Source organism: Paenibacillus sp. J22P218 (assembly GCF_056269195.1).
The window spans coordinates 720,023-744,820 of record NZ_JBWDNL010000001.1; the positions used below are offsets into that span (position 1 = coordinate 720,023).

At 47.6% G+C, this 24,798-nt stretch carries 17 protein-coding genes; 15 read left to right on the top strand and 2 right to left on the bottom strand.

The window, feature by feature from the left end; all coding sequences use genetic code 11:
• Position 1: 1 nt before the first annotated feature.
• Entirely contained in the window at positions 2-1,417 is a 1,416-nt protein-coding gene (locus tag AC0YN0_RS03150; protein WP_475819954.1) for a GH32 C-terminal domain-containing protein, read from the top strand.
• Positions 1,418-1,453: 36 nt separating this feature from the next.
• Entirely contained in the window at positions 1,454-4,696 is a 3,243-nt protein-coding gene (locus AC0YN0_RS03155; RefSeq protein WP_475819955.1) for a DUF6259 domain-containing protein, read from the top strand.
• 160 nt (positions 4,697-4,856) lie between these two features.
• Here AC0YN0_RS03155 and AC0YN0_RS03160 read toward each other — a convergent pair whose 3' ends face one another.
• The gene (locus AC0YN0_RS03160; RefSeq protein ID WP_475820883.1) at positions 4,857-6,341 is read right to left on the bottom strand and encodes an FGGY-family carbohydrate kinase; all 1,485 of its coding nucleotides are present in this window, start codon (positions 6,339-6,341) and stop codon (positions 4,857-4,859) included.
• A 283-nt stretch (positions 6,342-6,624) separates the two neighbouring features.
• Here AC0YN0_RS03160 and AC0YN0_RS03165 point away from each other — a divergent pair, with 283 nt between their 5' ends.
• The 9 genes from AC0YN0_RS03165 (at position 6,625) to AC0YN0_RS03205 (ending at position 17,581) form a co-directional block, all read left to right on the top strand.
• Positions 6,625-7,500, top strand: coding sequence for a class II fructose-bisphosphate aldolase (locus AC0YN0_RS03165; RefSeq protein ID WP_475819956.1), 876 nt, complete (start codon positions 6,625-6,627; stop codon positions 7,498-7,500).
• Positions 7,501-7,534: 34 nt separating this feature from the next.
• Complete coding sequence (locus tag AC0YN0_RS03170) at positions 7,535-8,371, top strand: class I fructose-bisphosphate aldolase (RefSeq protein ID WP_475819957.1); 837 nt, start codon at positions 7,535-7,537, stop codon at positions 8,369-8,371.
• A gap of 5 nt (positions 8,372-8,376) precedes the next feature.
• A complete protein-coding gene (locus AC0YN0_RS03175) occupies positions 8,377-9,531 on the top strand; it encodes a Gfo/Idh/MocA family protein (protein WP_475819958.1) in 1,155 nt (384 codons plus the stop codon).
• Between the two features lie 24 nt (positions 9,532-9,555).
• Positions 9,556-10,596: an aldose 1-epimerase family protein gene (locus tag AC0YN0_RS03180; RefSeq protein WP_475819959.1), complete on the top strand. Its 1,041-nt coding sequence runs from the start codon at positions 9,556-9,558 to the stop codon at positions 10,594-10,596.
• A gap of 24 nt (positions 10,597-10,620) precedes the next feature.
• Complete coding sequence (gene araA / locus AC0YN0_RS03185) at positions 10,621-12,117, top strand: L-arabinose isomerase (protein WP_475819960.1); 1,497 nt, start codon at positions 10,621-10,623, stop codon at positions 12,115-12,117.
• A 97-nt stretch (positions 12,118-12,214) separates the two neighbouring features.
• Positions 12,215-13,630 (top strand): glycolate oxidase subunit GlcD, encoded by a 1,416-nt coding sequence (glcD, locus tag AC0YN0_RS03190; RefSeq protein WP_475819961.1) that lies wholly within the window; start codon positions 12,215-12,217, stop codon positions 13,628-13,630.
• Complete coding sequence (locus tag AC0YN0_RS03195) at positions 13,623-14,972, top strand: (Fe-S)-binding protein (protein ID WP_475819962.1); 1,350 nt, start codon at positions 13,623-13,625, stop codon at positions 14,970-14,972. Before glcD ends, AC0YN0_RS03195 begins: the two co-directional genes overlap by 8 nt.
• A gap of 103 nt (positions 14,973-15,075) precedes the next feature.
• The gene (locus AC0YN0_RS03200; protein ID WP_475819963.1) at positions 15,076-15,831 is read left to right on the top strand and encodes a DeoR/GlpR family DNA-binding transcription regulator; all 756 of its coding nucleotides are present in this window, start codon (positions 15,076-15,078) and stop codon (positions 15,829-15,831) included.
• Between the two features lie 481 nt (positions 15,832-16,312).
• The gene (locus AC0YN0_RS03205) at positions 16,313-17,581 is read left to right on the top strand and encodes a glycoside hydrolase family 1 protein (RefSeq protein ID WP_475819964.1); all 1,269 of its coding nucleotides are present in this window, start codon (positions 16,313-16,315) and stop codon (positions 17,579-17,581) included.
• A gap of 36 nt (positions 17,582-17,617) precedes the next feature.
• On the opposite strand, the gene AC0YN0_RS03210 is transcribed toward AC0YN0_RS03205, so the two are convergent.
• Positions 17,618-19,306 carry a sensor histidine kinase gene (locus AC0YN0_RS03210; RefSeq protein ID WP_475819965.1) on the bottom strand — a complete coding sequence of 563 codons (1,689 nt, stop codon included), beginning with the start codon at positions 19,304-19,306 and terminating at the stop codon, positions 17,618-17,620.
• Between the two features lie 101 nt (positions 19,307-19,407).
• Here AC0YN0_RS03210 and AC0YN0_RS03215 point away from each other — a divergent pair, with 101 nt between their 5' ends.
• The 4 genes from AC0YN0_RS03215 to AC0YN0_RS03230 all read left to right on the top strand — a co-directional run bounded on the left by AC0YN0_RS03215 (position 19,408) and on the right by AC0YN0_RS03230 (position 24,747).
• Positions 19,408-21,000 carry a response regulator transcription factor gene (locus AC0YN0_RS03215; protein WP_475819966.1) on the top strand — a complete coding sequence of 531 codons (1,593 nt, stop codon included), beginning with the start codon at positions 19,408-19,410 and terminating at the stop codon, positions 20,998-21,000.
• Positions 21,001-21,123: 123 nt separating this feature from the next.
• Positions 21,124-22,659, top strand: coding sequence for an ABC transporter substrate-binding protein (locus AC0YN0_RS03220; protein ID WP_475819967.1), 1,536 nt, complete (start codon positions 21,124-21,126; stop codon positions 22,657-22,659).
• Between the two features lie 220 nt (positions 22,660-22,879).
• A complete protein-coding gene (locus AC0YN0_RS03225) occupies positions 22,880-23,842 on the top strand; it encodes an ABC transporter permease (RefSeq protein ID WP_475819968.1) in 963 nt (320 codons plus the stop codon).
• A gap of 17 nt (positions 23,843-23,859) precedes the next feature.
• On the top strand, positions 23,860-24,747 hold the full coding sequence (locus tag AC0YN0_RS03230) for a carbohydrate ABC transporter permease (RefSeq protein WP_475819969.1): 888 nt from the start codon (positions 23,860-23,862) through the stop codon (positions 24,745-24,747).
• Positions 24,748-24,798 lie beyond the last annotated feature (51 nt).

Sequence of the window (24,798 nt, forward strand, 5' to 3'; positions counted from 1 at the left end):
CATGGGCAATTTCTTTTATAAACCGGAGGATGGCTGGCTGGCTGATGTCATACCGTTTCATGAAGACGGGGAGTTCAAGCTGCTTTATTTGAAGGATTGGCGGGAAAAGGAAACCTTTGGCGAAGGCACGCCGTGGTTTCTGATTGGCACGAAGGATTTTGTAACCTATACGGAGTATGGCGAGGTGCTTCCAAGAGGAGGGGAAACGGAGCAGGACCTTTATATCTATACGGGATGTCTGCTAAAAGTCGGCGAGGTGTACCATATTTTCTATACAGGCAACAATTTTCATTATCCGGCTCAAGGCAAGCAGCAGCAAGCGGTTATGCATGCGGTCAGCAGCGATTTGATTCATTGGGAGAAAATACCCGAAGATGCCTTTTATGCGCCTGCCGACCGGTATGAGGAGCATGATTGGCGAGATCCGTTCGTGTTCTGGAATGAAGAAGCAGGCGAATATTGGATGCTGCTGGCCGCCCGGTTAAAGGAGGGGCCTTCCAAACGCCGCGGATGCGTTGCTTTATGCGCCTCGAAGGATTTGAAGAGCTGGGAGGTCAGGGAGCCGTTCTGGGCTCCTTACCTGTACACGACCCACGAATGCCCGGATCTGTTCAAGATTGGGAAATGGTGGTATCTGGTCTATTCTACATTCTCCGACCGGACGGTGACCCATTACCGTATGAGCGAGTCGCTGCAGGGCCCATGGATTGCGCCAGAGAACGATGTCTTTGACACTCGGGCCTTCTATGCGGCTAAGACGTGGTCCGACAGAGAGCGGCGATACGCATTCGGATGGAATCCGACGAGAGAGGGGGAGCATGATAACGGGACTTGGCAGTGGGGAGGCAGTCTTGTCGTTCATGAACTCGTTCAGCAAGGCGATGGAAGCTTGCTGGTAAAGGTGCCTGAAACCGTAAATGCGGCATGGACCAGTGAGAGGCCATTCTCTTTCACGGAAGCGCTTGGCCGCTGGGAGTTGAATGGGGCAAGAGCCGCTGCTGAGGCTGAGGAGTCCTTTGCCTGTGCCTATGCAGGGATTCTGCCGACGCAATGCAAACTCACGGTAAATGTTGCATTTGGCGCGAACACACGCGGCTGCGGAATTGTTTTGCGAGCGGACGAACAGCTGGAGCAGGGATATATGATTCGGCTGGAGCCGGGAAGGAACCGGATTGTACTGGACCAGTGGCCAAGAAAGGGAGATGTCCCTTACGTCATAGGCATGGAAAGGCCTGTGGAGCTCTTGCCGGGAACCGAATACGAACTCCGCGTGTTTCTTGATGGAACGGTGTGCGTGGTTTACGTGAACGATGCGATTGCTTTGAGTACGCGGCTATATGATTGTCAGAAAGGGGGGTGGGGAGTATTCGTCAGCGAGGGAAGCGCAAGTTTCCAGACGAGGTTGCTTGAGGCTTAACCACGGAGAAGCAGGTATCAGGAGAGGGGATTCATAATGAAATTTCATGTCAAAAGGCAATTGGTGGCATGCATGGCATTGATCCTTGTATTCGGCATGCTTAATGGATTGGCTTCCGCCAGCAGTGCGCTGGTCACTTTGAATTCAAGCACAGGGGTCATAAACTTTACCTATGGCAGCGTCAGCCTGGCACTAGGCAATAGCAGCCCGTTAACGGGCATTCGTCACCTGTCTTTAACGAATCTGTGGAATAACTCCTCTGCTTCCAGCTCGGCTATCAAGAAAGGGCATACGACATTCGGGCAAACCTGGGGAGCCGGCTCCAACAGAGCAGAATTAGAAACGACAGTTGCTACGAAGTATGACGGCACGCTTACCGTCAGCCAACATGCGGATTCGGCCGCGCAGGGGATCTCGGGTATTCAATGGGGACTAATTGTGCCCGATTCGTATGACTTGATTATCCCGGTATTAGGGGGCATTCGCCTTACGGCTGATTCACCCGATGCGGCCTATGGCTTCCAACAGTTTGACTATCCCAACATTTGGGAAGCGCAGATGTTTATCATTCAGGGCGAGGGCGGCGGCCTGCTCGTGCATGCCAACGACGATGCCCGATTTTTCAAGACACTGCACGTCAAGCATGAAAACGGGAATTTCTACGTGGGCATGGAAACGCACAGTCCCGCGCCATTCCAGGAAACGACCCGAGCGGTGTCTACCGATTGGCGGCTTCGGGCTTATGAAGGAGATTGGGTGAATGGCGCAACGAAGTACCGGGAGTGGGCGGACAAGAAGTTTGATCTGTCCAAGCTGGCAAGGCTTCAGCCGGAATGGGCGAAAGACATCGCGTTCACCGTTCTGACGGACTTAGAGGACGGACCGCTGCTAGAGTCTTTGGCGCAGCAGGTAAATGCCGAGCAAACGCTGCTTGTCGTACCAGGCTGGCGTTCCAATCCATACGATGTCAATTTTCCGGATTATTCGCCAAAACCGGATATTGCGGGTAAAATCGATGCCGCACAAGCGCTTGGCTTCAAGGTTATGCTCTATGTCAATATTTTTGGCGTTTCCCCTAGCAATCCTGCGTATGCAGCCATGCAGTCTTATCAGGTTAAGGACCCGTTTACGCTTGATCCGGTTTATTCGGAGTATACGGCGGGCTCGGATCAGATCAAATTCGCCCAGATCAATCCGGCTTCGCAAGCCTGGCGCGATCTGTTTGTCGGAAAAATGGTCGATCTCGTCCAAGAGGTAGGTCCCGATGCGATCCATCTGGATCAATCGCTTCTAATGTATAATGACGCCAACGGCTTGATGGACGGCATGAACATGATGGAAGGGAATATCGCCCTTCATAAGGAATTAAGAGAAGAGCTGCCGACGAGTATTGCGCTGGGTGGGGAGAGCCTGAACGAAATTACTACGCGGTACGAGGCCTTCGCGCAGCGCCATGCTTATGGCATTTTTGCTCCAACGGGTACGTGGGATACGAATAAGATCGACCAAGTCGTCCCGGCGAGCTCGGCAATTTTCGCTCCTTACACAACGATCTATGGTCATCCCGATCATGCAAACCCGTTGACCGAGGACTATTTTATCGCTTGGCACAAGGTTGTCCAGAACCGTCTGGGTGCCATTCCCATGCTTACAAGGCCTAACTACGACCAAGTAGCCCATGCATCGCCACTCATGGAGCAGTTCCTGGATGAGGTTCGCTGGTACCAAGCCGAGAAACCGGCAGCGGATTTTACGAGTTGGTCGGATACCACATTATTTGCGTTCCGAACAGCCGATGGGGAAGCCGCCAAATATGTGAGAGATGCGTACGGTGAGAAGCTTACCGATTACAGCTTGGGAGCTCCCACTGCAGGAGAGGACGTGCTTCGCTATTTATACGGGAACGAAACAGTTGAGCTTCCTGGCCGGATTCCGGATTGGTATCTATATGACACGACGAAGCTGTTCGGCCTGAATCCGGAAAAAACATATCTTTATAGCAAAGAAGCTCGAGACCCCGATGCGTTCCATGTCTATGAATGGCCGTCCGACGTAGCGATGAAGCGGCTATCTCTCAAAACGAGCCATGCCGTATTATCGCTGGAGGACAAACAGCAGCCAGCCACCATCGATTTTCTGAATTATCCGGGCTCGATCCGGGCAGGCGAAAAGCTTGGCGACGGTACTGTTCATGAAACAAGTGCGCCTTTCTCGTCTGAAAACGGGTTTTCCCATACGTTTGCACAAGGCGGAACCGTGCAGCACTGGGGAGATCGAATGCTCGCACATCCTCCTTATTCGGGGCAATGGCAAGGAGGACATACGTGGTTGGAATTCGACGTGCTGCTTCCAGAAGATCGTACGTCCGTATTTAAGACGGGCGTTCAGCTAGGCTCCGAGCAGAATGTGCTAAGCAGCGACGGCGTAACCTTCAAAGCGTTCGCTTGGGAGAAAGCAGCTCCGGCTGCGACGCGTCCCGTTCTAAGCGAGGAACAATTCAGCAGAAGCGCGTCTCCCATATCCGTGGAGCTGGATTTGGCTTCACTCGCAGGCAAGGAAGTGACGATCCGGCTGGAGACGCATCCAGGCACCACCGTTGACAACGACTCGGCCGTATGGGTGGCGCCGCGCGTCGTAATTGGTCCTGTGGCAGGTACTGCACGTACAGTAATTCTGAAGCTGGTGAGCCCGCAGACGATTACATCCGTGGAATCGTTATCCGGCTTGGCTCAGTATACGGATCTTGGCAATCATCGTTATCAGGTTACGGCTCCTGCTACCGATATGCTGTATCTCATTTACGGAACTGCAACACCGGTACAGCTTCCGCTTGCATTGTCCGATGAACCTTTCGATTCGAGTCTCCTGTTCGAGAATGGTACGGAAGGAGCGCCGCAAGGTCCTTTCGGAGGAAGTGCCGGTGAAGGCTCGGTGCTTGGTATCGAAAAGCAGGGACTGGACGCCCATCCGCCTCAGCGGGGGCAGACGCATATCGACTACGCTTTAACGCTTCCGGCAGGCGTTGATACAAAGATTAGCGGATATATCGGAATCAAGGACGGCGCGGATGATTCGCAGGGAGTCGGCTTCCGTATTGCGGTAAACGGGCATGTGCAATGGTCGGAGGACCTTATGCCTGGAGGGGCATGGACGCCGTTTAGCCTTGCATTGGACGATTATGCCGGAAAGTCCGTTGTCATTACCCTGATTACGGACTCCCTTGGGGATTACGGATATGATTGGGCTTTCTGGGGAGAACCAACGCTTAGTCTGAATTAATCGCAGTTTGCATTCTCTACAAAGGCAAGGCGTTACAAGCAGTGATATCAGACTTGCTCTGACATCACTGCTTATTTCGTTACGGGGTAGCACTCAAAAAAAGAAACATTCCCTACATTGCAGCTTGGCTGCAGCATCCTGGAATGTTTCTTTTTCAAACCTATAAGGTGGAAATTGCTCGTGAAAGAGCTTTGTATTTCTCATAGCGCTCCTGATAAAGGGACGTATTAGGCTCACTTGGGTAAAACACGCGAAGCGGTTTGACCAGTACGTTTACGGCTTCCTCATAAGACTGGTAAACGCCGGAAGCTTTTCCTGCAAGAATGATGTTGCCCATCGTTCCAGCTTCGCTAACGTTTAATCTCTCTACTGGACAATTCATGATGTCTGCCTTGATCTGCAGCCACACGTCGGATTTAGCTCCGCCGCCTACCGCACGCAGCGTCTCGATAGGAATGCCTGCTTCCGCAAGGCATTCGAGGTTGTAGCGCATTTCGTACGTAACCCCTTCCATTAATGCCCGGTACAGATGGGTGGAATCTGTATCAAACGTTAATCCATAAATCGTACCCTTGGCTTCGGGATTCATGTAAGGCGTACCCGATCCGGCAAAATGAGGAATTACGAGCAAATCGGTAGGCGAGGCTGCAGATGTTGAATTCAAATAGTCGTAAACGTTAATGCCTAATTTGCGGGCTTCTGCTTCGGCTGTTTGACCGAACTTGTCTCGGTACCACCGAATAAGGGAACCGCCAGTAAAATTGAAGGCATACGTCAAATATAGTCCTTCAATGACATGCGGTGCGCAATTGAATTGATACTGGAGCATCTTGGTATCCAGAATCGGTGAAGTATAGGCAGGCGTAATGCATTCCACGGTTCCAATGCCGTCCACCGCATGATTGTTATGTAGAATACCTGCACCGAGAGCTGCACAGGCTTGATCATGGCCGCCTGCTACGACTAACGTTTCTGAACGAAAACCTAGCGAATGTCTTATTTCATTGCGAACGGGGCCAATGATTTGGCCGGACTGAATGAGATCAGGAAATTTGTCTACTTCAATACCGGCGGCATCAAACATATCGGAGTCCCATTCTTTTTTGGACACATTAAAGGCCATAGTGCGGGAGGCTAAGGTGTAGTCCGTAACGGAAATACCCGTGAGTACAAAAGCGATGAAATCGCCAAACGGCATGAATTTCCATACTTTTTGGTAAATCTCAGGCTGGTATTGTTTGATCCACATGACCTTTGGAAGGGAGAACATCGGATGCAAGGGGACTCCCGTAAGCTCCATCGTCCGTTCCTTGCCGATTTTTTGTTCAATGATTGCAGCTTGCTCAATACCTCTTGGATCCGTATACAAGATGGCATTGCTTAATACATGTCCATCATGGTCAACGGGAACAACCGTCTCGCCCAAGGAAGAAATGCTAAGTGCGCGAACATTGATGCCGGGAACGGCTAAGAGCACATCTGCTATAACCCGTCTGACGGATTCCCAGACTCGTTCTGGATTTAACTCGAAAGCTCCTGGTTTCGGCTGTTCCAAAGGATATTCCATATAGGCGGCTGAAAGAAGAGTTCCTCCCTCATCAAAAAGCGAAGCCTTACATCCAGTCGTTCCGATGTCGAGTCCCATTAGTGACAATTTATTATCCCTCCAATATAAGTATATGTTCATTATAAACAATTTTTGTTCATTTGCATAATATAAATTTAAGAATAATATTTAAAATAAAACGGCTGAAATCTTTAGTTTTAATGGGGTTTTGATTGGAAGTTTCCAATCGGTTGTTATTTCGAAAAAGAGAAACAGCGACTAATATTTTAATTTCGTAGTTGCTTATTACACATCCATTAACTATAATATGTTTGAAACAAACATTTTAAATTAAAGACTGAACAGAAAGGCGGAAGGTAATTTGTCTAAAGTCTCGATGGGTGAAATGCTGCGGGATGCCTCTCGCAGAGGCTATGCCGTTCCTTGCTTTAACGCAATAAATTTAGATATGGTTCGCGGAATCATTGAGGCCGCTGAGGTAGAACAGTCGCCAGTCATTCTGTGCCATGCTGAAATTCATTTTAAGTATACGCCGCTCGAGCAGATTGCACCCATCATGGTAGAAGCGATGAACCGTGCCAAGGTGCCGGTCAGCATCCTTCTGGATCACGGAAAGAGCTTCTCCGCGGTTACGAATGCGATGCATTTAGGCTTTAACGCGATCATGTTCGATGGCTCCGAGTATGAGTACGAAGAAAATGTTCGCAGAACCGCAGAGGTCGTGAAGATTGCTAAAACGCTTGGCGTTTCGGTTGAAGGTGAGCTTGGTTATGTTACTCGGCCCAAGAGCGGAGGGGCGGAAGGCGAGGACGATGATTCCATCATCGACGATACTTCGCTCTATACCGATCCCGAGCAAGCAAGGGAGTTTGTTGAGCGAACCGGTATTGATGCGCTTGCCGCTGCATTCGGTACGGTTCACGGCGTTTATTTGAAAAAACCGGTTCTGGATTTAAAGCGCTTGGAGCAAATTCGGAATACGGCTGGCGTTCCGATTGTGATGCACGGTGGGTCTGGGTTGTCGGAGGAAGACTTCCATATGTCCATCGATCACGGTGCGTCTAAGATCAATTATTACACGGGGATGGCGCTTAAGGTTGTCGACCGGGCCAAAGAACGTTTTATCCAGTCGGAGGAAAAGACGTTTTATCACGAATTTATGATGAATGTCATTCAGGACTTTAAAGAAGACGCGCAACAAATCATGCGTACGTTCCGCAGCAGCAACAAAGCGTAATTACCAATAAAACAATATATGAGGTGTGTCAAATATGTCCGTTACCGCTCGTTTAAATCGTTTATTTAGTGAACAAGGCAAGTGCTTTGATGTCGCGATCGATCATGGCTTTTTCAATGAATATTCATTCTTGGCAGGCATTGAGAATATGAAAGCAGCAATCGAGACGATTGTACGCGCCAATCCCGATGCGATACAGCTTAGCGTTGGTCAAGCAGAGCATCTTCAAGCTATTCCTGGTAAAGGAAAGCCCTCACTCGTGCTGCGCACGGATGTTGCTAACGTATACGGGACGAAGCTTCCCTCACACTTATTCAGTGAACTCATTCATAATCCGGTTGAACAAGCAGTTCGCTTGGACGCAGTTTGCGTCGTTGTAAATCTGCTGCTGCTGCCGGGACAACCAGAGCTTCATCGTCAATGCGTACAAAATATATCGAAGCTGAAAACGGAGTGCGAACGTTATGGCATGCCGCTTATGGTAGAACCGCTTGTTATGCTTCCGAATGAGCAAAAAGGCGGCTATATGGTCGATGGCGACATTACGAAGATCGTTCCGCTTGTTCGTCAAGGTACGGAGCTTGGCGCGGATATAATCAAAGCCGATCCATGCGATAACGTAGAGGATTACCATAAGGTCGTAGAAGCGGCATCAGGCAAGCCGGTATTGCCACGCGGCGGCGGACGGGCTTCGGACGAAGAAATTTTGTCAAGAACTTATGCTCTTATGGAGCAGGGAGCTTCAGGTATTGTATACGGACGCAATGTCGTCCAGCATGATAATCCAGAGGCAATGACTCGCGCATTTATGGCTGTCGTTCACCAAGGCGCGACGCCTGAGCAAGCGATTGCTATTTTGAAAGGGGCGTAATCGGCATGCCGAAAAAAGTCATTCGCTTCGGTGTCATCGGCTGCGGATTAATGGGAAAAGAATTTGCAAGCGCCGCGGCGCGTTGGTGCCACTTGACCAATGTGGATTTTATTCCTGAAATTACACATGTATGCGATGCGCACCTGCCTGCGACAGAATGGTTCAAAAACAACCTGCCTAGCGTGAAGAAATCCACTGCCGATTACCGAGAGCTCATCGCCGATCCGGAAGTGGATGCCGTCTACTGCGCAGTGCCGCATAACCTGCATGAGCAATTATATATAGATATCATTAAAGCCGGGAAACATTTGCTTGGCGAGAAGCCATTTGGCATCGATGCAGAAGCCAATCAGTCAATCATGAAGGCAATCGCTGAGAATCCGGACGTGATCGTTCGCTGCTCCTCTGAATTTCCATTCTTCCCGGGAGCCCAGCGGATTGTCGAATGGGTTAATCAAGAAAAGCTCGGAAAAATTATCGAGGTTGAGGCCGGGTTCTGGCATAGCAGTGACCTCGATCCGAACAAAACCATCAATTGGAAGCGTCGTATCGGAACCAATGGCGAATATGGCTGCATGGGTGATTTGGGGATGCACGTCGCTCATCTGCCGTTCCGTTTCGGTTGGAAGCCGGCGAACGTAAGGTCGCTGCTTAGTAAAATCGTAGAGGAGCGTCCGGATGGAAAAGGCGGCATGGCCGCTTGTGAAACATGGGATAATGCGATTCTGGCATGCGAGGTCAAAACAGATAAGCATGATTTCCCGATGGTGCTTTCCATGAAACGGATTGCTCCAGGTCATGCCAATACTTGGTTTATCCGCATTAACGGCACAAAAGGGTCTGCAGAGTTCACGACCAAGAACCCGAAGCAGGTGGCATTCCTTCCATACGAGCCAGACGGCGAGCAGGCATGGCATATTTCAGATGTTCCTTATAAATCAGCCTATGGAACGATTACTGGAGGTATCTTCGAATTCGGCTTCTCGGACTCGATTTTACAGATGTGGGCGGCATTCTGTGATGAAATCGCAAACGGCAAAGACAATCAATCTTCCTTTCAATGCGCGAAACCGGAAGAAGCGGCAATGAGCCATCAACTATTCACAGCGGCTTTGGAGTCAGAGAAAACAGATCAAACGGTTTCGCTGAACTGGGAATAGCACTGCTGAAGGGGGGAGGAAAACGTGAAGCTTTACGGAAGAGACTGGAAACGTCGCGAGTTGGAAGCGAGAGTCGGCCGCATCGAGCAAATTGGCGGTGTTGAGCGTTTTACCAGAAGCGAAGGGCCTGAAGCGGGAATAGACACGTTCCGAGTGCGAACCGGAGGCGGGTTATCTTACTGGGTCACGCCAAGCAAGGGGATGGACATCTCACTTGCCGAAATGCATGGCGTACCCGTTAGTTGGTCTGCGTGCAACGGAGAGCCTCACCCTTCTTATTACGATCAGCGAGATGCGGAATGGCTGCGAACGGCATCCGGCGGCTTGCTTATGACATGCGGATTATCACAGGTTGGATCGCCGGGGAAAGACAGCGGCGGTGCATACGGTCTTCATGGTCGAATTCATCATACGCCGGCACGTCAAATTTCTTCTTGGTCAGAATGGGAAGGCGATGAGTATATGCTGCGAGTCCGCGGAGTCATAGAGGAGACCTCGATTTTTGGTGAGCATCTACGCCTTACTAGAACAATAACTAGCAATTTAGGTGAAAATCGCATAGCGATCCAGGATTCCGTTCAGAATGTTGGATTCCGTCCTGCGCCTCATATGATGCTATATCATTTCAACTTCGGGTTTCCGCTGCTTGCCGAGGACACGACAGTGGAGCTTCCCAAAGGAGAAATTTCAACGCGCGACAACGATATGGATATGAGAAGGATAGGGGAATGGCAAGCGCCTGATCCTTCCTTTAAGGAACAAGTGTATTATCATAGGCCGGATGAAGGCAAGGATACGGTCCTTGCACGTATTCATAGTCCTTCATTTCCGGCTCGTCCTGCAAACACCAATTCGCATGGCCTATCGGTAGAACTGGAATGGGATGCTGTCACGCTTCCGAAATTCGTTCAGTGGCGCATGCCAGGTTCAGGCGAGCATGTACTTGGACTAGAGCCTTCTAATTGCTGGACGAGAGGAAGGGCGGGCGAGAGGGAGCTAGGATCGCTCCGCATATTAGAGCCGAGTGAAACAGTAGATTATCGATTGGAATTGCGATTTATTTGAACATATTTTAAGGAGGATACAGGAATGCTGCAGACTAAGCCTTATGTATTTTGGTTCGTAACCGGAAGTCAGGGACTATATGGAGAAGATGTTTTGTCAAAAGTGGAGGAAAATGCGAAGGAAATGGTCGCCGGGCTGGATCATGACGATGCTCTTCCTTATCAAATCGTCTTTAAAGCAGTCGTAACGACGCCGGAGGCTATACGTCGTGTCTGTTTGGAAGCGAATTCAGACGATCGTTGCGCGGGAATCATCACTTGGATGCATACTTTCTCGCCAGCAAAAATGTGGATCTCAGGCCTCACCCAACTGCGTAAGCCGCTGCTTCACTTTCATACGCAATTTAATGTAGATATTCCATGGGACAGCATTGACATGGATTTCATGAATTTGAATCAAGCGGCACATGGCGACCGGGAATTCGGATTTATTGGAGCCCGTCTTGGCATAGCCCGTAAAATCATTGCAGGTCACTGGAAAGACGTGCAAGTACGCGGCCGAATCGGTTCTTGGATGAGAACGGCTGCCGGCTTTACGGAAAGCCAAACGATGAAGATCGCTCGTTTCGGAGATAACATGCGTTATGTCGCCGTCACGGAAGGCGATAAAGTAGAAGGACAAATCCGATTCGGGTGGTCGGTAAACGGTTATCCTGCAGGTGATCTGGCGGAACGCGTGCAGGATGTCACGGATGGACAAGTCAAGGAATTAATGGATGAATACGCAGAGCTTTATGACTTTACAGAGAACGGACAACGCGAAGGTACCGAACGTGATGCGATTCGAGAACAAGCACGTATGGAGATTGCATTGAAAGCGTTTCTTCAAGATGGCGGTTACAGTGCATTTGTAACAAGCTTTCAGGATTTACACGGCTTGAAACAGCTGCCTGGACTAGCAGCGCAGCGTCTTATGGCTGCCGGATACGGCTTCGGAGCCGAGGGGGATTGGAAAACGGCCGCTCTTGTTCGCATTATGAAAATAATGGCCGAAAACAAAGGCACGTCCTTTATGGAAGATTATACGTATCACATGCAGGAGGGCAATCAGCTTGTGCTCGGCGCCCATATGTTAGAGATATGTCCGACAGTTGCCGTCAGCAAGCCAAAGATTGAGGTTCATCCGTTGTTCGTCGGCGGTAAAGCCGATCCTGCCCGTCTCACTTTTAATGGTGATAGTGGTAGAGCTGTCAATGCTACCGTAGTTGATCTTGGTGACAGATTTCGTCTGATCGTGAACGAAGTAACGGCTGTGAAGAACGAGAAGGAAATGCCGAACCTGCCGGTAGCGCGGGTTCTGTGGAAGCCTGAGCCGTCGTTGTCGGATGCCGCGGAATCGTGGATTTTGGCTGGCGGCGCGCACCACTTCGGATTCTCTTTCCATGTAACAAGCGAGCAGCTGGCGGACTGGGCTAAGATGGCCGGTATCGAATGCATCATTATTAATCAGACGTCTACGATGACGAGCCTGGAGAACGAGATTCGCTGGAATGATCTATATTACCGTTTGAATCATAAATAATAGATGTTTTATGACGAGAAACCGACGCTCCTTTCTTCTGTACGCTATAAAGAGCCGTTTGTGTTTCTCGTCCATTTTCATTCCGGGGGGACTTGCAATGTTGAGCATCGAAGTTAAGGACGAATTAAAAACGATAGTAGGCAACTCCTATTTTAAAGACGATCCCCAGTCGCTGATTACCCACTCCTATGACGGCACGCCGATGCAGCAAGCTCTGCCTGACGGTGTCATTTATCCGGAAACAACCGAGCAAATCTCTGCAATCATGAAGGTTCTCCATCGTCATCGTATTCCCTTGATCACCCGAGGCTCGGGAACGAACTTATGCGGAGGAACTGTTCCTGTTACTGGCGGCGTTGTTATGGTAATGCACAGAATGAATCGGATACTGGAGATTGATCTTGAAAATTTGACGGCTGTTGTGCAGCCTGGCGTGAACACGAAGCAGTTTATTACTGAGGTCGAAAATCTTGGACTTTTTTACCCGCCTGATCCGAGCAGTATGTCCATTTCCACAATCGGCGGCAATATTGCGGAATGCTCCGGTGGTCTCCGCGGCCTCAAATACGGAACGACCAAAGATTATGTTATCGGACTCGAAGCCGTTTTAGCCAATGGCGATATTTTGCGTTCGGGCGGAAAGTTGATGAAGGATGTGGCTGGTTACGATCTTACGAAGCTGCTTGTCGGCTCAGAGGGGACGCTTGCCGTGATTACGGAGGCAACGCTTAAGCTTATTCCACCTCCAAAAACAAAAAAAACGATGCTGGCGATGTACAAGGATATGAATGGAGCTGCTAGAACGGTATCCAAAATCATTGAAAACCGGATTATTCCCGCAACGCTGGAGTTTATGGACAATCCGACTATTCGGGTAGTTGATGATTATGCGAAGCTCGGATTGCCGAGGGACATGGAAGCAATTTTGCTTATCGAGCAGGATGGCGAAGCGGAGACGGTAGAACGAGACATAGCCATGATTGAAAAAATATGCCGAAGTGAGCAGGCTGATCGCATTGATGTTGCAGAAACCGCAGAGGATGCACTGAAATTAATGACAGCGCGCCGCAGTGCATTCACTGCGCTAGCGAGGCTGAGGCCTACGACGATACTTGAGGATGCGACTGTTCCGCGTTCAAAGATTGCCGATATGGTTCTGGAAATTAACCGTATTGCCAAGAAGCATAATGTTCAGATTTGCACCTTCGGGCATGCGGGCGATGGTAATCTGCATCCCACGGCGACTACGGACGCTCGTGATCATGAAGAGGTGCAACGCGTGGAGGCCGCGTTCGAGGAAATATTCGAAGCAGCCATCCGTTTGGGAGGTACGATAACGGGGGAGCATGGAGTTGGCATCGTGAAGGCTCCTTTCCTGGAATGGAAAGTAGGCAGGTCGGGTATTGAAGTGATGAAAGCGATCAAACTGGCTTTCGATCCGCTGAACATCCTGAATCCCGGAAAAATGTTCGCGAAGGAAACGAGAAAAAGGGTGGTAATCGGACATGGGTGAGCAAAGTATCGACAAAACGAGAAGTCCGATGGCTACGAAACTGGCAGCCAAACTGGACTATGAGCAGCTAACGAATTGCATGCGCTGCGGATTCTGCCTCCCTGCTTGCCCGACATTCAGAGAAACCGGTATTGAAGCTGAGTCGCCAAGAGGGCGAATCGCATTAATGAAAGCGGTTGTTGACGGCATAATGGAGCCCGACCATCAATTCGAAGAGCAAATGGATCATTGTCTTGGCTGCCGAGCGTGCGAACCTGCTTGTCCCGCCGATGTGAAATACGGGCAGCTTATCGAACAAACGCGGGATGCGATTGAAGAGCATACCGATCGGCATCGTTGGTGGGTAAAAGGGATTCGGCAAGCTGTACTAAAGGAAATGTTCCCTCATCAAAAACGGATGCGGCTGCTGGGCGGGGCTCTCAAGGCCTACCAGAAAACAGGACTTCGCAAAGCCGCTCACGCCAGCGGGATGATGAAGCTGTTCCCAACGCATTTGCGGGAGATGGAGAGCATACTGCCAGACACATCATACAAAGGAGTGGCCGAGAAAATCGGGGCCAGACACATGGCAAAAGGAGAAAGAATCGCTACCGTCGCACTATTCCGAGGCTGCCTCATGGATATGATGTTTACGCAAACCAACATCCATACCGTTACATTGTTAACGGAGTCGGGATTTGACGTGATCATACCAGTGACTCAAAATTGCTGCGGCGCTTTGCACGCCCATAGCGGGGAGTCCGAAGAAGCCAAATCCCTGGCGCGGGGGAATATTAGAGCGTTTAAGGATGCGAACGTCGATTATATCGTAACAAACGCGGGAGGCTGTGGAGCAATATTGGTCGAGTATGATCATTTGCTTCAAGATGATGCCAATTGGAAAGCGGATGCCAAGTGGTTTGCCGAGCGGGTCATTGACATATCCGATCTTCTGGTTCGGAGAGGCCGCAAGCTGCAATTCTCGGAACGAGGCGAAAGTAAAGTGGAGGACTCACTCCGTATAACCTATCAGGATTCTTGCCATCTCCGTAATGTCATGCGTGCATCGGATGCACCAAGAAAGCTTATGAGAGAGATTGATGGCGTAACCTACATTGAAATGAAAGAATCAGATCGCTGCTGCGGATCTGCAGGTATTTATAATGTAACGCAACCGGAAATGGCAGGACAAATACTCGAGCATAAGATGGTGCACGCGAACAATACGCAAGCGGAATATGTAGTGACCAGCAATCCCGGCTGCTTGCTGCAAATGAAGCATGGGATCGAAAAACATGGCGCTCCTGAACGAATGAAAGCTGTCCATATCGTGGATTTTCTATATGATCGACTGAAACGTTGATTTCCGAAAATTCATACCATACAATCAGAGTACAACCTATCGGAAATGGAATCGTTTATTGCTTTTGTTTAAAAACCATCTGCTGGAGATATGAGGGAGTGCCATGAAGGACGATTTGAATGACAGACAAAAACAAATTATTCAACAGTTACAGACCAAAGGCGAGGTCAAAATAGCGGACTTGAAGGAATTGTTCGACGTAACCGATATGACCGTGCGAAGAGATCTGGAGAAAATGGAACGCAGCGGCCTGCTTAAAAGAACGTTCGGTGGCGCCATTCTTGCATCGAAAGACGTTGCGCTGAGAGAGCGTTCTATTGTACGAGGAGCAGAGAAAGAGCGAATCGGGCGACTTGCAGCCAGCTTCGTACAACCTGGCGAGTCGATCTTTATTGATGGAGGTTCTACCACGCTTCAGATTGCGAGGCATCTCCCGGAAGAAGCCAATATTACGATTGTTACGAATGCTATTAACGTAGCAGCCGAGCTGTCAGAAAAAAGGATTCCGACGATCGTTCTTGGCGGAATATTAATGGATACGACCAAGTCAATGGTAGGGCCTGTCACGCTGGAGACGATTTCTCGCATGGCATTTGATAAGGTATTCTTAGGAGCAACCGGTCTTCATCCCCAGCACGGATTCAGCAACTCCAATATGCATGAAGCAGAAATCAAGCGTGTTGCCATTCAAAAAGCGAAAGAATCGTATATTGTAATGGATCACTCTAAGTTCGGTACGAGCATGCTTGTTTCTTTCGCGGATTTGAAAGTCGTTACGGGAATTATTACGGACGAAAGCCCGAATCAAGAAATGGTCTCGATTTGCCAAACGGCGGAGACAAGCATTTTTATAGCATAGTAATAGCTAATTAAAATGGATATAGGGGCTTTCTATCAGCATACAGAGAAAAAAACAGCTATCAGCGAAAAAGCGGATGCTGTTTTTTGTGTGTCACAGAATAAGTAAGTACATGAAATTATTATGGACTTAATGATCTCCCTGAATGACATCAGAAAAAACACATAACGGGCCTCGAATAATCGCTTTCACCCAATTCCGTCACACACCTTACATAATCAACACTAACTTCGATTAACTAGCCAGCCAATTAATGAAAACTAAAGTTGGATTCAATTTGTTGAATGTACAATTCGCTTAACGTCTAGGATTGATATGGATTGAGCTTGTTCCATCCGATCGTAAGGGGCGATTCATTGCATTTTGTCGGAAAAGGTGATCGGATCCGTCGCCTTGCGTATAACTGGAAAGCAATCCTCCACGTTAAAATAATAGTTATTAAGAGTTTTAACAGACGACAAGAGAGGGGTTAACGATTATTATGACTCGTGAATTTCCAAAACAATTCCTATGGGGGGCATCAACTGCCGCTCATCAAGTAGAAGGGAATAACCTAAACTCCGATTACTGGTTAATGGAGAATTTGACAGGAAACATGTTTGCCGAGCCATCTGGCAGCGCGGTTGACCATTACAATCTATACAGGGGCGATATTGGTCTTCTGGCAGGGCTCGGGTTAAATGCTTACCGATTCTCTATCGAATGGGCTCGGATTGAACCGGAGGAAGGGCAATTCGATGAATTGGCCATTCAACATTACCAAGACGTACTGAAAGCTTGCAAAGAATACGGGGTGACCCCAATCGTAACGCTTTATCATTTTACGTCTCCGCAGTGGCTTATTAGAGAGGGCGGATGGCAATCGAAAGAGACACCGGCTCGATTCGCCCGTTATTGCGAGTATGTCATGTCCAAACTTGGAGATGAGATCCCGTATGTCTGTACGATTAATGAAGCGAACATGCCCATCGGAATCAAAAAAATCATGGAAAAGTATAAAGAAACAGGGAAGGCGCAGATCGGGATCAATACGGACATGACTAATATACAAGCCTATTATGCCGAACTGGGAAAAGCCTTCGAAGTACCGCCTCTCGAGGTACACACCTTCTTGGCTCCGGCTACCGATCAGGGAATGGATATCATTTACCGCGCGCATACGGAGGCACGGACGGCCATTCGCAAGGTTAGCCCGAACACGCAGATCGGAATTACGATGTCGCTGTTCGACGTCCAATCCGTTCCAGGTGGAGAGGAGCTCGCGGCGGAAGAATTGCATGAGGAATTCCTTCAGTTCCTCCCTTATCTTGAAGACGACGACTTCTTCGGGTTGCAAAATTATTCACGTTCGGTATATGGTCCCGACGGTCTTCTTTCTGTTCCTGAAGGGGCGGAAACGACCCAAATGGGCTATGAATTTTACCCTCAAGGGTTGGAGGCTGTCATTCGTAACGCCCACGAGCATTTGAAGAAGCCAATTATTATAACGGAGAACGGTGTCGGAACGGACGATGACGAGCGGCGGGTCGCTTTCATCGACCGTGCCCTTGAGGGGGTACATGCTTGTGTTTCCGATGGCATTCCCGTGTTAGGATATATGCATTGGTCCCTGTTGGATAACTTTGAATGGCAGCTTGGATTCTCAAAGACATTTGGGTTAATCGCCGTCGATCGCACTACTCAACAGCGTTATCCCAAGAAAAGCGCCTATCATTACGGAAGCATCGCAAGGAACCGAACAATCGAATAGGTATTCAAAACTAAAAAAGCCATTCCTAGGAATGGCTTATTCTTTGTCTTCATGTACAGGTTCCGTATGCTCTGCAAATAAAGCAGGAATCGTGAGCTCGCTTACAGCGCCGTTCCGATTATAAAAACGCCATTTCGCTTGTCCATCGAACAATAAAGCAAGACGCTGCACACTATTTCGGATGCCAATGTGCTCGCCATTGTTACCGACTATGATCTTGCCTTGATTCAACCGTTCCAGTTGGTACTCCGGATAACCGCCGCCGGTGTCGGCAATAACGATCTTGGCGAAGGGGTAGAAGTCGATTTCGAAGGATTCGACCGCTATCGAAATATGGATGCTGCGATCCATACGGATCGCATATTTAATTGAATTCTCCACAAAATTTTGAATGAGCATAGGAGGGACAAGCATGTCCGCAATCAATTGATTGGACTCGATTGAATACGTAAACTTGTTGTTGTAACGGATGGATTGGATTTGCAAATACGTATTGACGTGTTCAATCTCCTCATAAAGCGGGACCAAATCGTTTTCTACTTTGACCATATAACGATAGAAGTCAACGGAATGAACGATCAGCTTTTTGGCTGTCAAGGCATCCCCATTCTCAAGAAGATTATAGACCATATTCAAGGAATTGATTATAAAATGAGGCTGGATTTGCAATTGAAGATTGCGAAGCTGAGATTTCTGAGCTTTAATCTCCTCCTCGTAGACGTTAATTTTCAATTGACGGACATCATCCATCATCTGGTTAAAAGTCTGATTAACAATCGAAAATTCATTCGATACGGGGTAGGAAGGAATGCGGTATTGCAGGTCTCCGCGTTGAATAAGCTTCATCCCTTTATTCAATCTCTGCAAGGGCGTCACCACGACTTGTCTTAGAACAAAAAACGCAAGAGGCAGCAGTAAGGCTACAAGGATGGAGATGACGACCATATATTTTTGCATGAAAGGTAAAGATTTGAGGATGATGCTTGACGGGATGGTTTCCATGAAAGAGATTGGCACGACCGCAGAGGGGACCGCAATCACAATGCTATCTTTCGTAGGATGGAATCGAACGGCTGCCGCATCCTCATTAGATAATATAGACAAGGAAATAGTTCCATCGGTAGGTGTATAATGGCTTACAAGCCTGTCCAGATTGACATACACGCCGGTTAATACGCCATTGTCTCCTTTGCTAAAGTGAATCATACCTAATTGGTTATTCAAATTGACGAGATTCCAGTTCGATTGCATGCCGCTTGTATCATCCATAGTCGAAGCAGCTTCCAAGACGTAGGTCTTAATGGCGTTTCTCTCATCGGGCTTCTGGCTGATCTGCCCGGCTGAGATATAGTCATGATCGGTATACACAAACAAGGAATCGATGACGTTGACGCCGTTCGTGATTTGTTCCGCAAGATCGAGCGCAATTCTTTGTTTGGCCAATGCAGACACGGATTCGTTACTGCTAGAGGCCAGTACGGGGTCGGATTCGAACCAGGCGGTATTGACTGCGAATGTGACCGCATTGTTGAGCTGGTTATCGATTTGAATCCAATAGGACTCCAACATGTTCTTGTGGGTGCTCTGGACTTGATTCTCCAGCGTGATTCGGGTTTGGTAGTTGCTGTAGATAAACATCCCGATGACAGGAATTAGAATCATGAATAGCGCAAGAATTTTAAATAGAATGGAATTGGTAAAGCCTTTATCAGGAAATCGTATCATAAGGGTTAGCTCCGTATCCTTTGTATTCTACCGGGCCAGGGTTAGCCCCATTATACTTGGAAATTGTATGTTGTCAAAGACGTAACAGGAGGGAAAACAACATGAATGTACTTATCGTCGACGACGAATTAAGCGCGATTCAAGCGGTGTCGAACGGGATTGGATGGAATCGGTTAGGGATTGAACACATATATACGGCTACGAATGTAGAGGAAGCAATTCGTAGATTCGACGGGAGTCAAATTGATATTTTGCTTAGCGATATCGAAATGCCGATGGGTTCTGGCCTCGAATTGTTACAATGGACGAACAACCACCATCCGAATGTGAAATGTGTGTTCATGACTTGTCATGCAGAGTTTCACTTGTTGCAGGAGGCCATGCGATTAGGCAGTGTTGATTACATTCTGAAGCCACTGGATTTTTCGAAAGTGGAGCATGTGCTGCAAGAAACGATGGAGAAAATTCGAACGGAGAGAATCTTAAAAGAAAACAGCAACTCATGGCTCCAAAACAAAAACACCGTTGTGAAGCAGTTTTGGAAAGATTTTTTCCTTGGCGAAATATCGCCGAATAAGGATAGTCTGACGAACTATTTTCGCCAGAAAAGATTAAATGTGAATCTCGAGAGTTCATATCTGCCCATCTTAATCGTAACAAAGAAATGGACAGAGGTTATCAGCAAGGAAGACCAGAAACTGCTGCAATACGGACTCCGAAATATAACGGAAGAGCTGCTCGTGATTCCGCAAGCCGAAAGGGAGATCATCTCTTTCTCGGATACATCGATTTTGGTTATGCTGCAGATCGATGGGCGTACGGAAGAACATGATCTTCATCGTCAGATTGAAAAATGTTGCCGACAGGTAATCGATGCGGCAAACGTGTATATCAAAGAAATTGTCTGCTGCTATATTGGCGTCAAAAACACCATCTACGAAATGCCTTCGGTTATTGAATCGTTGCAAGAGAGGGACTTTAATAATGTCATTTACGAGCCCAAATTGTATCTTCTTCGAGACCAAAACAATAAGGAAGGTTATGCGTATTCCGACAATCCCATCGGTCAATGGAGAGAATGGCTGAAGCAAGGCAGATATGCTCAAGTACTGAAAGAAATAGAAGATCGGTTGAGCCCGCAGGGACAGAAGTTCAACATCAACCGCGATTTTTTGCGAAGATTTACGAGTGATTTTTATTATCTTATTTTTGGATTTGCTGCCGATCGCAACATTTTCGTCAATGAACTATTTGCCGATGAGCACTCTAATGGTTTGTTGGAGCAAGCTGCGGATTCATTGGATGGGTTGTTGCAATGGGTTAGTCATGCGATGGATATGATGCAAAATTTCGATCAGGCGAATGCGAACCGCGATAATCCGGTGGAGAGGACGAAGCAATACATTCGCATGCATCTGTCCGAGGAGCTTTCGATGGAACAAATTGCAAACAACGTGCATCTAAATCCGGATTACCTGACTCGAATATTCAAAAAGCAGGTCGGCGTATCGATTAGCAAATATATGATCAACAAAAAAATGGAAGAGGCGAAAGACCTTATGATACTAACAGACAAAAGTATAGGGGAAGTTGCCCTGCTGGTAGGTTACTACAATTACTCGAGCTTTAATCGGATTTTCACCAAAGAAACAGGGATGTCGCCGCAGGAGTTCAAAAAGCAACAGAAGCAATAAGATTGGTGAAGTAGTCGGAATTCGGAATCCTTTTAGTCGGATCATGTATAACGTGGAAGGCCCCCTTCCTCCTATAATTTTCATTAGAAAGAAGAAACGCAAATTAACTTGAGGGGGATCTAAATGAAAAAGAAATTTTTACCTGTGTTATTAGCTTCATCGTTAGTGGCGGTCGGAATCATCGGATGCAGCAACAACAACGGCAACAGCACGGAAAACTCAGCTGCACCAAACAATGCAAACGTTTCCGCGGAAAGCGGGAAAATCGACTTCAACGAGGAGCCTTATACGATCAAAGTCAATTACGCCGTACTAGGACAAGAGCAAGCCGATCTGCCTAAGATCGAGGAGAAGCTGAATGAGATTACCCTAAAGGAGATTAATGCAAAGGTGGATCTTGAGGGAGTCAGCTTATTCAATATGGCGAATGTGTACGCGCTCAAAGCTTCCAGCCGAGAGAAAACGGATATTATGCTTCTTATGCCGGGAAGCTCCTATCTCCCTACTTTTGCTAACAATAAAATGATTCACCCGATTGACGAAGAATTAGCCAAGTGGGGACCGGCCATACAAGAAACGGTCGGCGACCTGCTACCTGCAGGCCAATTCACGGGAAAACAATACGCTATTCCACAAAGAATGGATCAACTACTTACGATAGGTTTTAATATGAACAAAAGTATATTGGATAAGTACAATATCGACATCGCATCGATTAAATCGATCTCTGATATGGATGCCATCTTCGCCAAAGTACATGAGGGTGAACCCAATATGACCATGCTGGCGCCGGAAACGAGTGCGGGCAATATTGCGTCTAACTTGGTTTATTCCGATATGCTCGGTGGCAATTACGGCGTACTAATGGATGGCACAGGAACAAAACTTGTCAACCAGTACGAATCTGATCAAATGATCAATGCGGTCAAAAAAGTCCGGGAATGGTACCAAAAAGGTTATATTTCCAAAGACGTAAGCACCTCGCAAGACGATGGCAAAACGTTATTAGACAATGGGAAGGTATTTGCAACTACTGTTACTTCCGTGGGATTCGAGGGAGGTCAATCCCAACCGATCGAGACGAGAACGGTAGCTATGCACTCGGCGGTTCGCAAGACTACCGATTCCCAGTTGTTCTTGTGGACGGTTGCATCATCCAGTGAACGTCCTGATAAAGCGATACAGTTCCTTAATCTCGTCAATTCCAGCGTGGAGTTAAGCACATTGCTCACTTATGGCATTGAAGGGGAGCATTATGAGGTTAATTCTGATGGTACTATCGATACGACCAAAAGTGCGAATTACTTCAATAACAATTGGCAAATGTTTGGCGATTATAACAAGAATCCGCTTAGCCAAGTTTTAGTTGGGACAACCGGACTTAGTCCGGAAGAGTTTAAAGCGGGAGTGAAAAAATGGAATGAAAATGCAGCGGTGTCGCCAGCGTATGGATTTTTGTTTGACCCGACACCTGTAAAAACAGAAATCGCAGCGCTGGATGCGGTGAACGAACAATATGCGAAGGTCGTCGGCAATGGCGGCGTAGACCCGGATGAAATTTTAAAGAAATTTAACGATGCACTCTATGCTGCCGGATTGCAAAAGGTAATTGATGAGAAACAGCGTCAACTTGATGCTTGGCTAGCCGAACAGAAATAATAAAATCCGTTTGTTTGAAGTGTGATTGTTCATCGTGATGAAGAAGAAGCTGTCCTAGACGGGGACAGCTTCTTTTTTGTTGCGTTAAAGAAGAGACCAGCAAGTCGGAAAAGGAGATCTTTTGCGTCGTCCTAAGTATAACGGCAAATACCATTCCCCGTGTAAGATTACGTTAAGAGTCAATTACATCAAGAAAGACCGAAATAGGAGGCGGAAATGAGTGAAAGCAACTGTAGATTTGAAGTTGCAAAGCGAAAGCAAAAAAACGCGCAAAAAAAAGATAAATTGGAATTCCTATATTCCTTTGTATCTCATGGCTTTGCCGGCGTTGATTTATCTGTTTATTAACAACTATATGCCCCTGTATGGCATGCAGATCGCTTTCAGAGAGCTTGATTTCTCGGGGAGTATCTTCGATGGCAAGTTCGTATGGTTCGACAACTTTAAATTTTTGTTCACGACCGACAATGCATGGATGATGACACGAAATACGATTATGTATAATCTCTTGTTTATCGTGGTGGGGACCGTTTTCTCAATCATTGTCGCGATTCTTTTCAATGAGATTATCAGCCAAAAGCTTGCCAAGGTTTATCAGTCTGCGGTATTGATTCCTTACTTTATCTCGATGGTGGTTGTGGGGTATCTAGGATTCGCGTTTCTAAGCAGCGAGAACGGATTTATCAATAATTCCATCTTGAAACCGCTGGGTATCGAACCTGTCTCCTGGTACTCGGAAACAGAATATTGGCCATTCATTCTATTGTTTATTCATATCTGGAAGGGTATGGGGTACAACTTGCTGTTTTACATGGCGAGAATCATCACGATAAACACTGATTATTACGAGGCTGCCAAAATCGATGGTGCATCGAAGCTGCAGCAAATTATTCATATTACGCTGCCGCTCCTCAAGCCGGTCGTTATTCTAACGACGATACTGGCTATCGGCAGAATCTTCTACTCCGATTTCGGATTATTTTATCAAGTTCCGATGAATTCAGGTGCGCTATATGACGTAACGACAACGATCGATACGTATTCATTCCGGGCATTAATGAAGCTTGGCGATGTCACGATGTCTACAGCAACAGGGGTTTATCAATCGGTGGTCGGATTTGTATTGATCGTCATTACAAATACAATCATGCGCAAATACAGCAAAGAAGATTCATTATTCTGAGGACGGAGCGATTAATAATGATTGAAAATAAAGATAAAAAATGGTCCATTGCCGGACACATCTGCATGATCATTTTAGCCATTCTGTCTTTAGCACCATTTGTACTTCTTCTCGTATCGTCATTTACGGACGAAGCATCGGCGCTTAAGAACGGGTACAGTTTCTTCCCGGAAAAGTTCTCTCTCGAAGCTTACCGATATATTGCCGAGCAGTGGGAATTAATCGGCAATGGGTATCTGGTATCCATCTCCGTCACCGCCGTCGGTACGTTAGTCGGCGTGATGATTTCGGCGATGCTTGCGTACACCCTCAGCAAGTATGATCTGCCGGGGCGGCGTATTCTCATGTTCGTGTTGACCTTTACGTTGCTCTTTAACGGAGGATTGACTTCGACCTACATTGTCTATACGCAAATCTTCGATATCAAAGATACTATTTTTGGTTTGCTTCTCCCGAATTTGCTGATGAACGCCTATTTCGTCGTCATGTTAAAAAATTACTTTGAGTACACGGTGCCAGGTGCGCTTCTTGAATCCGCTCGAATCGACGGAGCAACGGAATTCCAGCTTTTCTACAAAATATCGATTCCTCTGTCTGTACCGATGCTCGTCACAGTCGGAATGACGGCTGCTCTCACCTATTGGAATGATTGGACGAATGGGATGTATTATCTATCTACCAACAGCAATATACAAAGTATTCAGACGATACTGAATAACATTAATGAGAATATTAGGTTCCTCCAGCAAAACAATGTGGGTACTGCCTTAACAACCGCGGATCTGCCGTCAGCTACCGTGCGAATGGCCGTTGCTTTTGTCGGCATCCTGCCGATGCTTCTAATGTTCCCTGTTTTCCAGAAGTGGTTTGTCAAAGGGGCGACAGCAGGAGCTGTTAAAGAATAATAAAACGATAGGATAGATCTAGGAGGAAATTGGAGTAACCGAAGGGGAAGT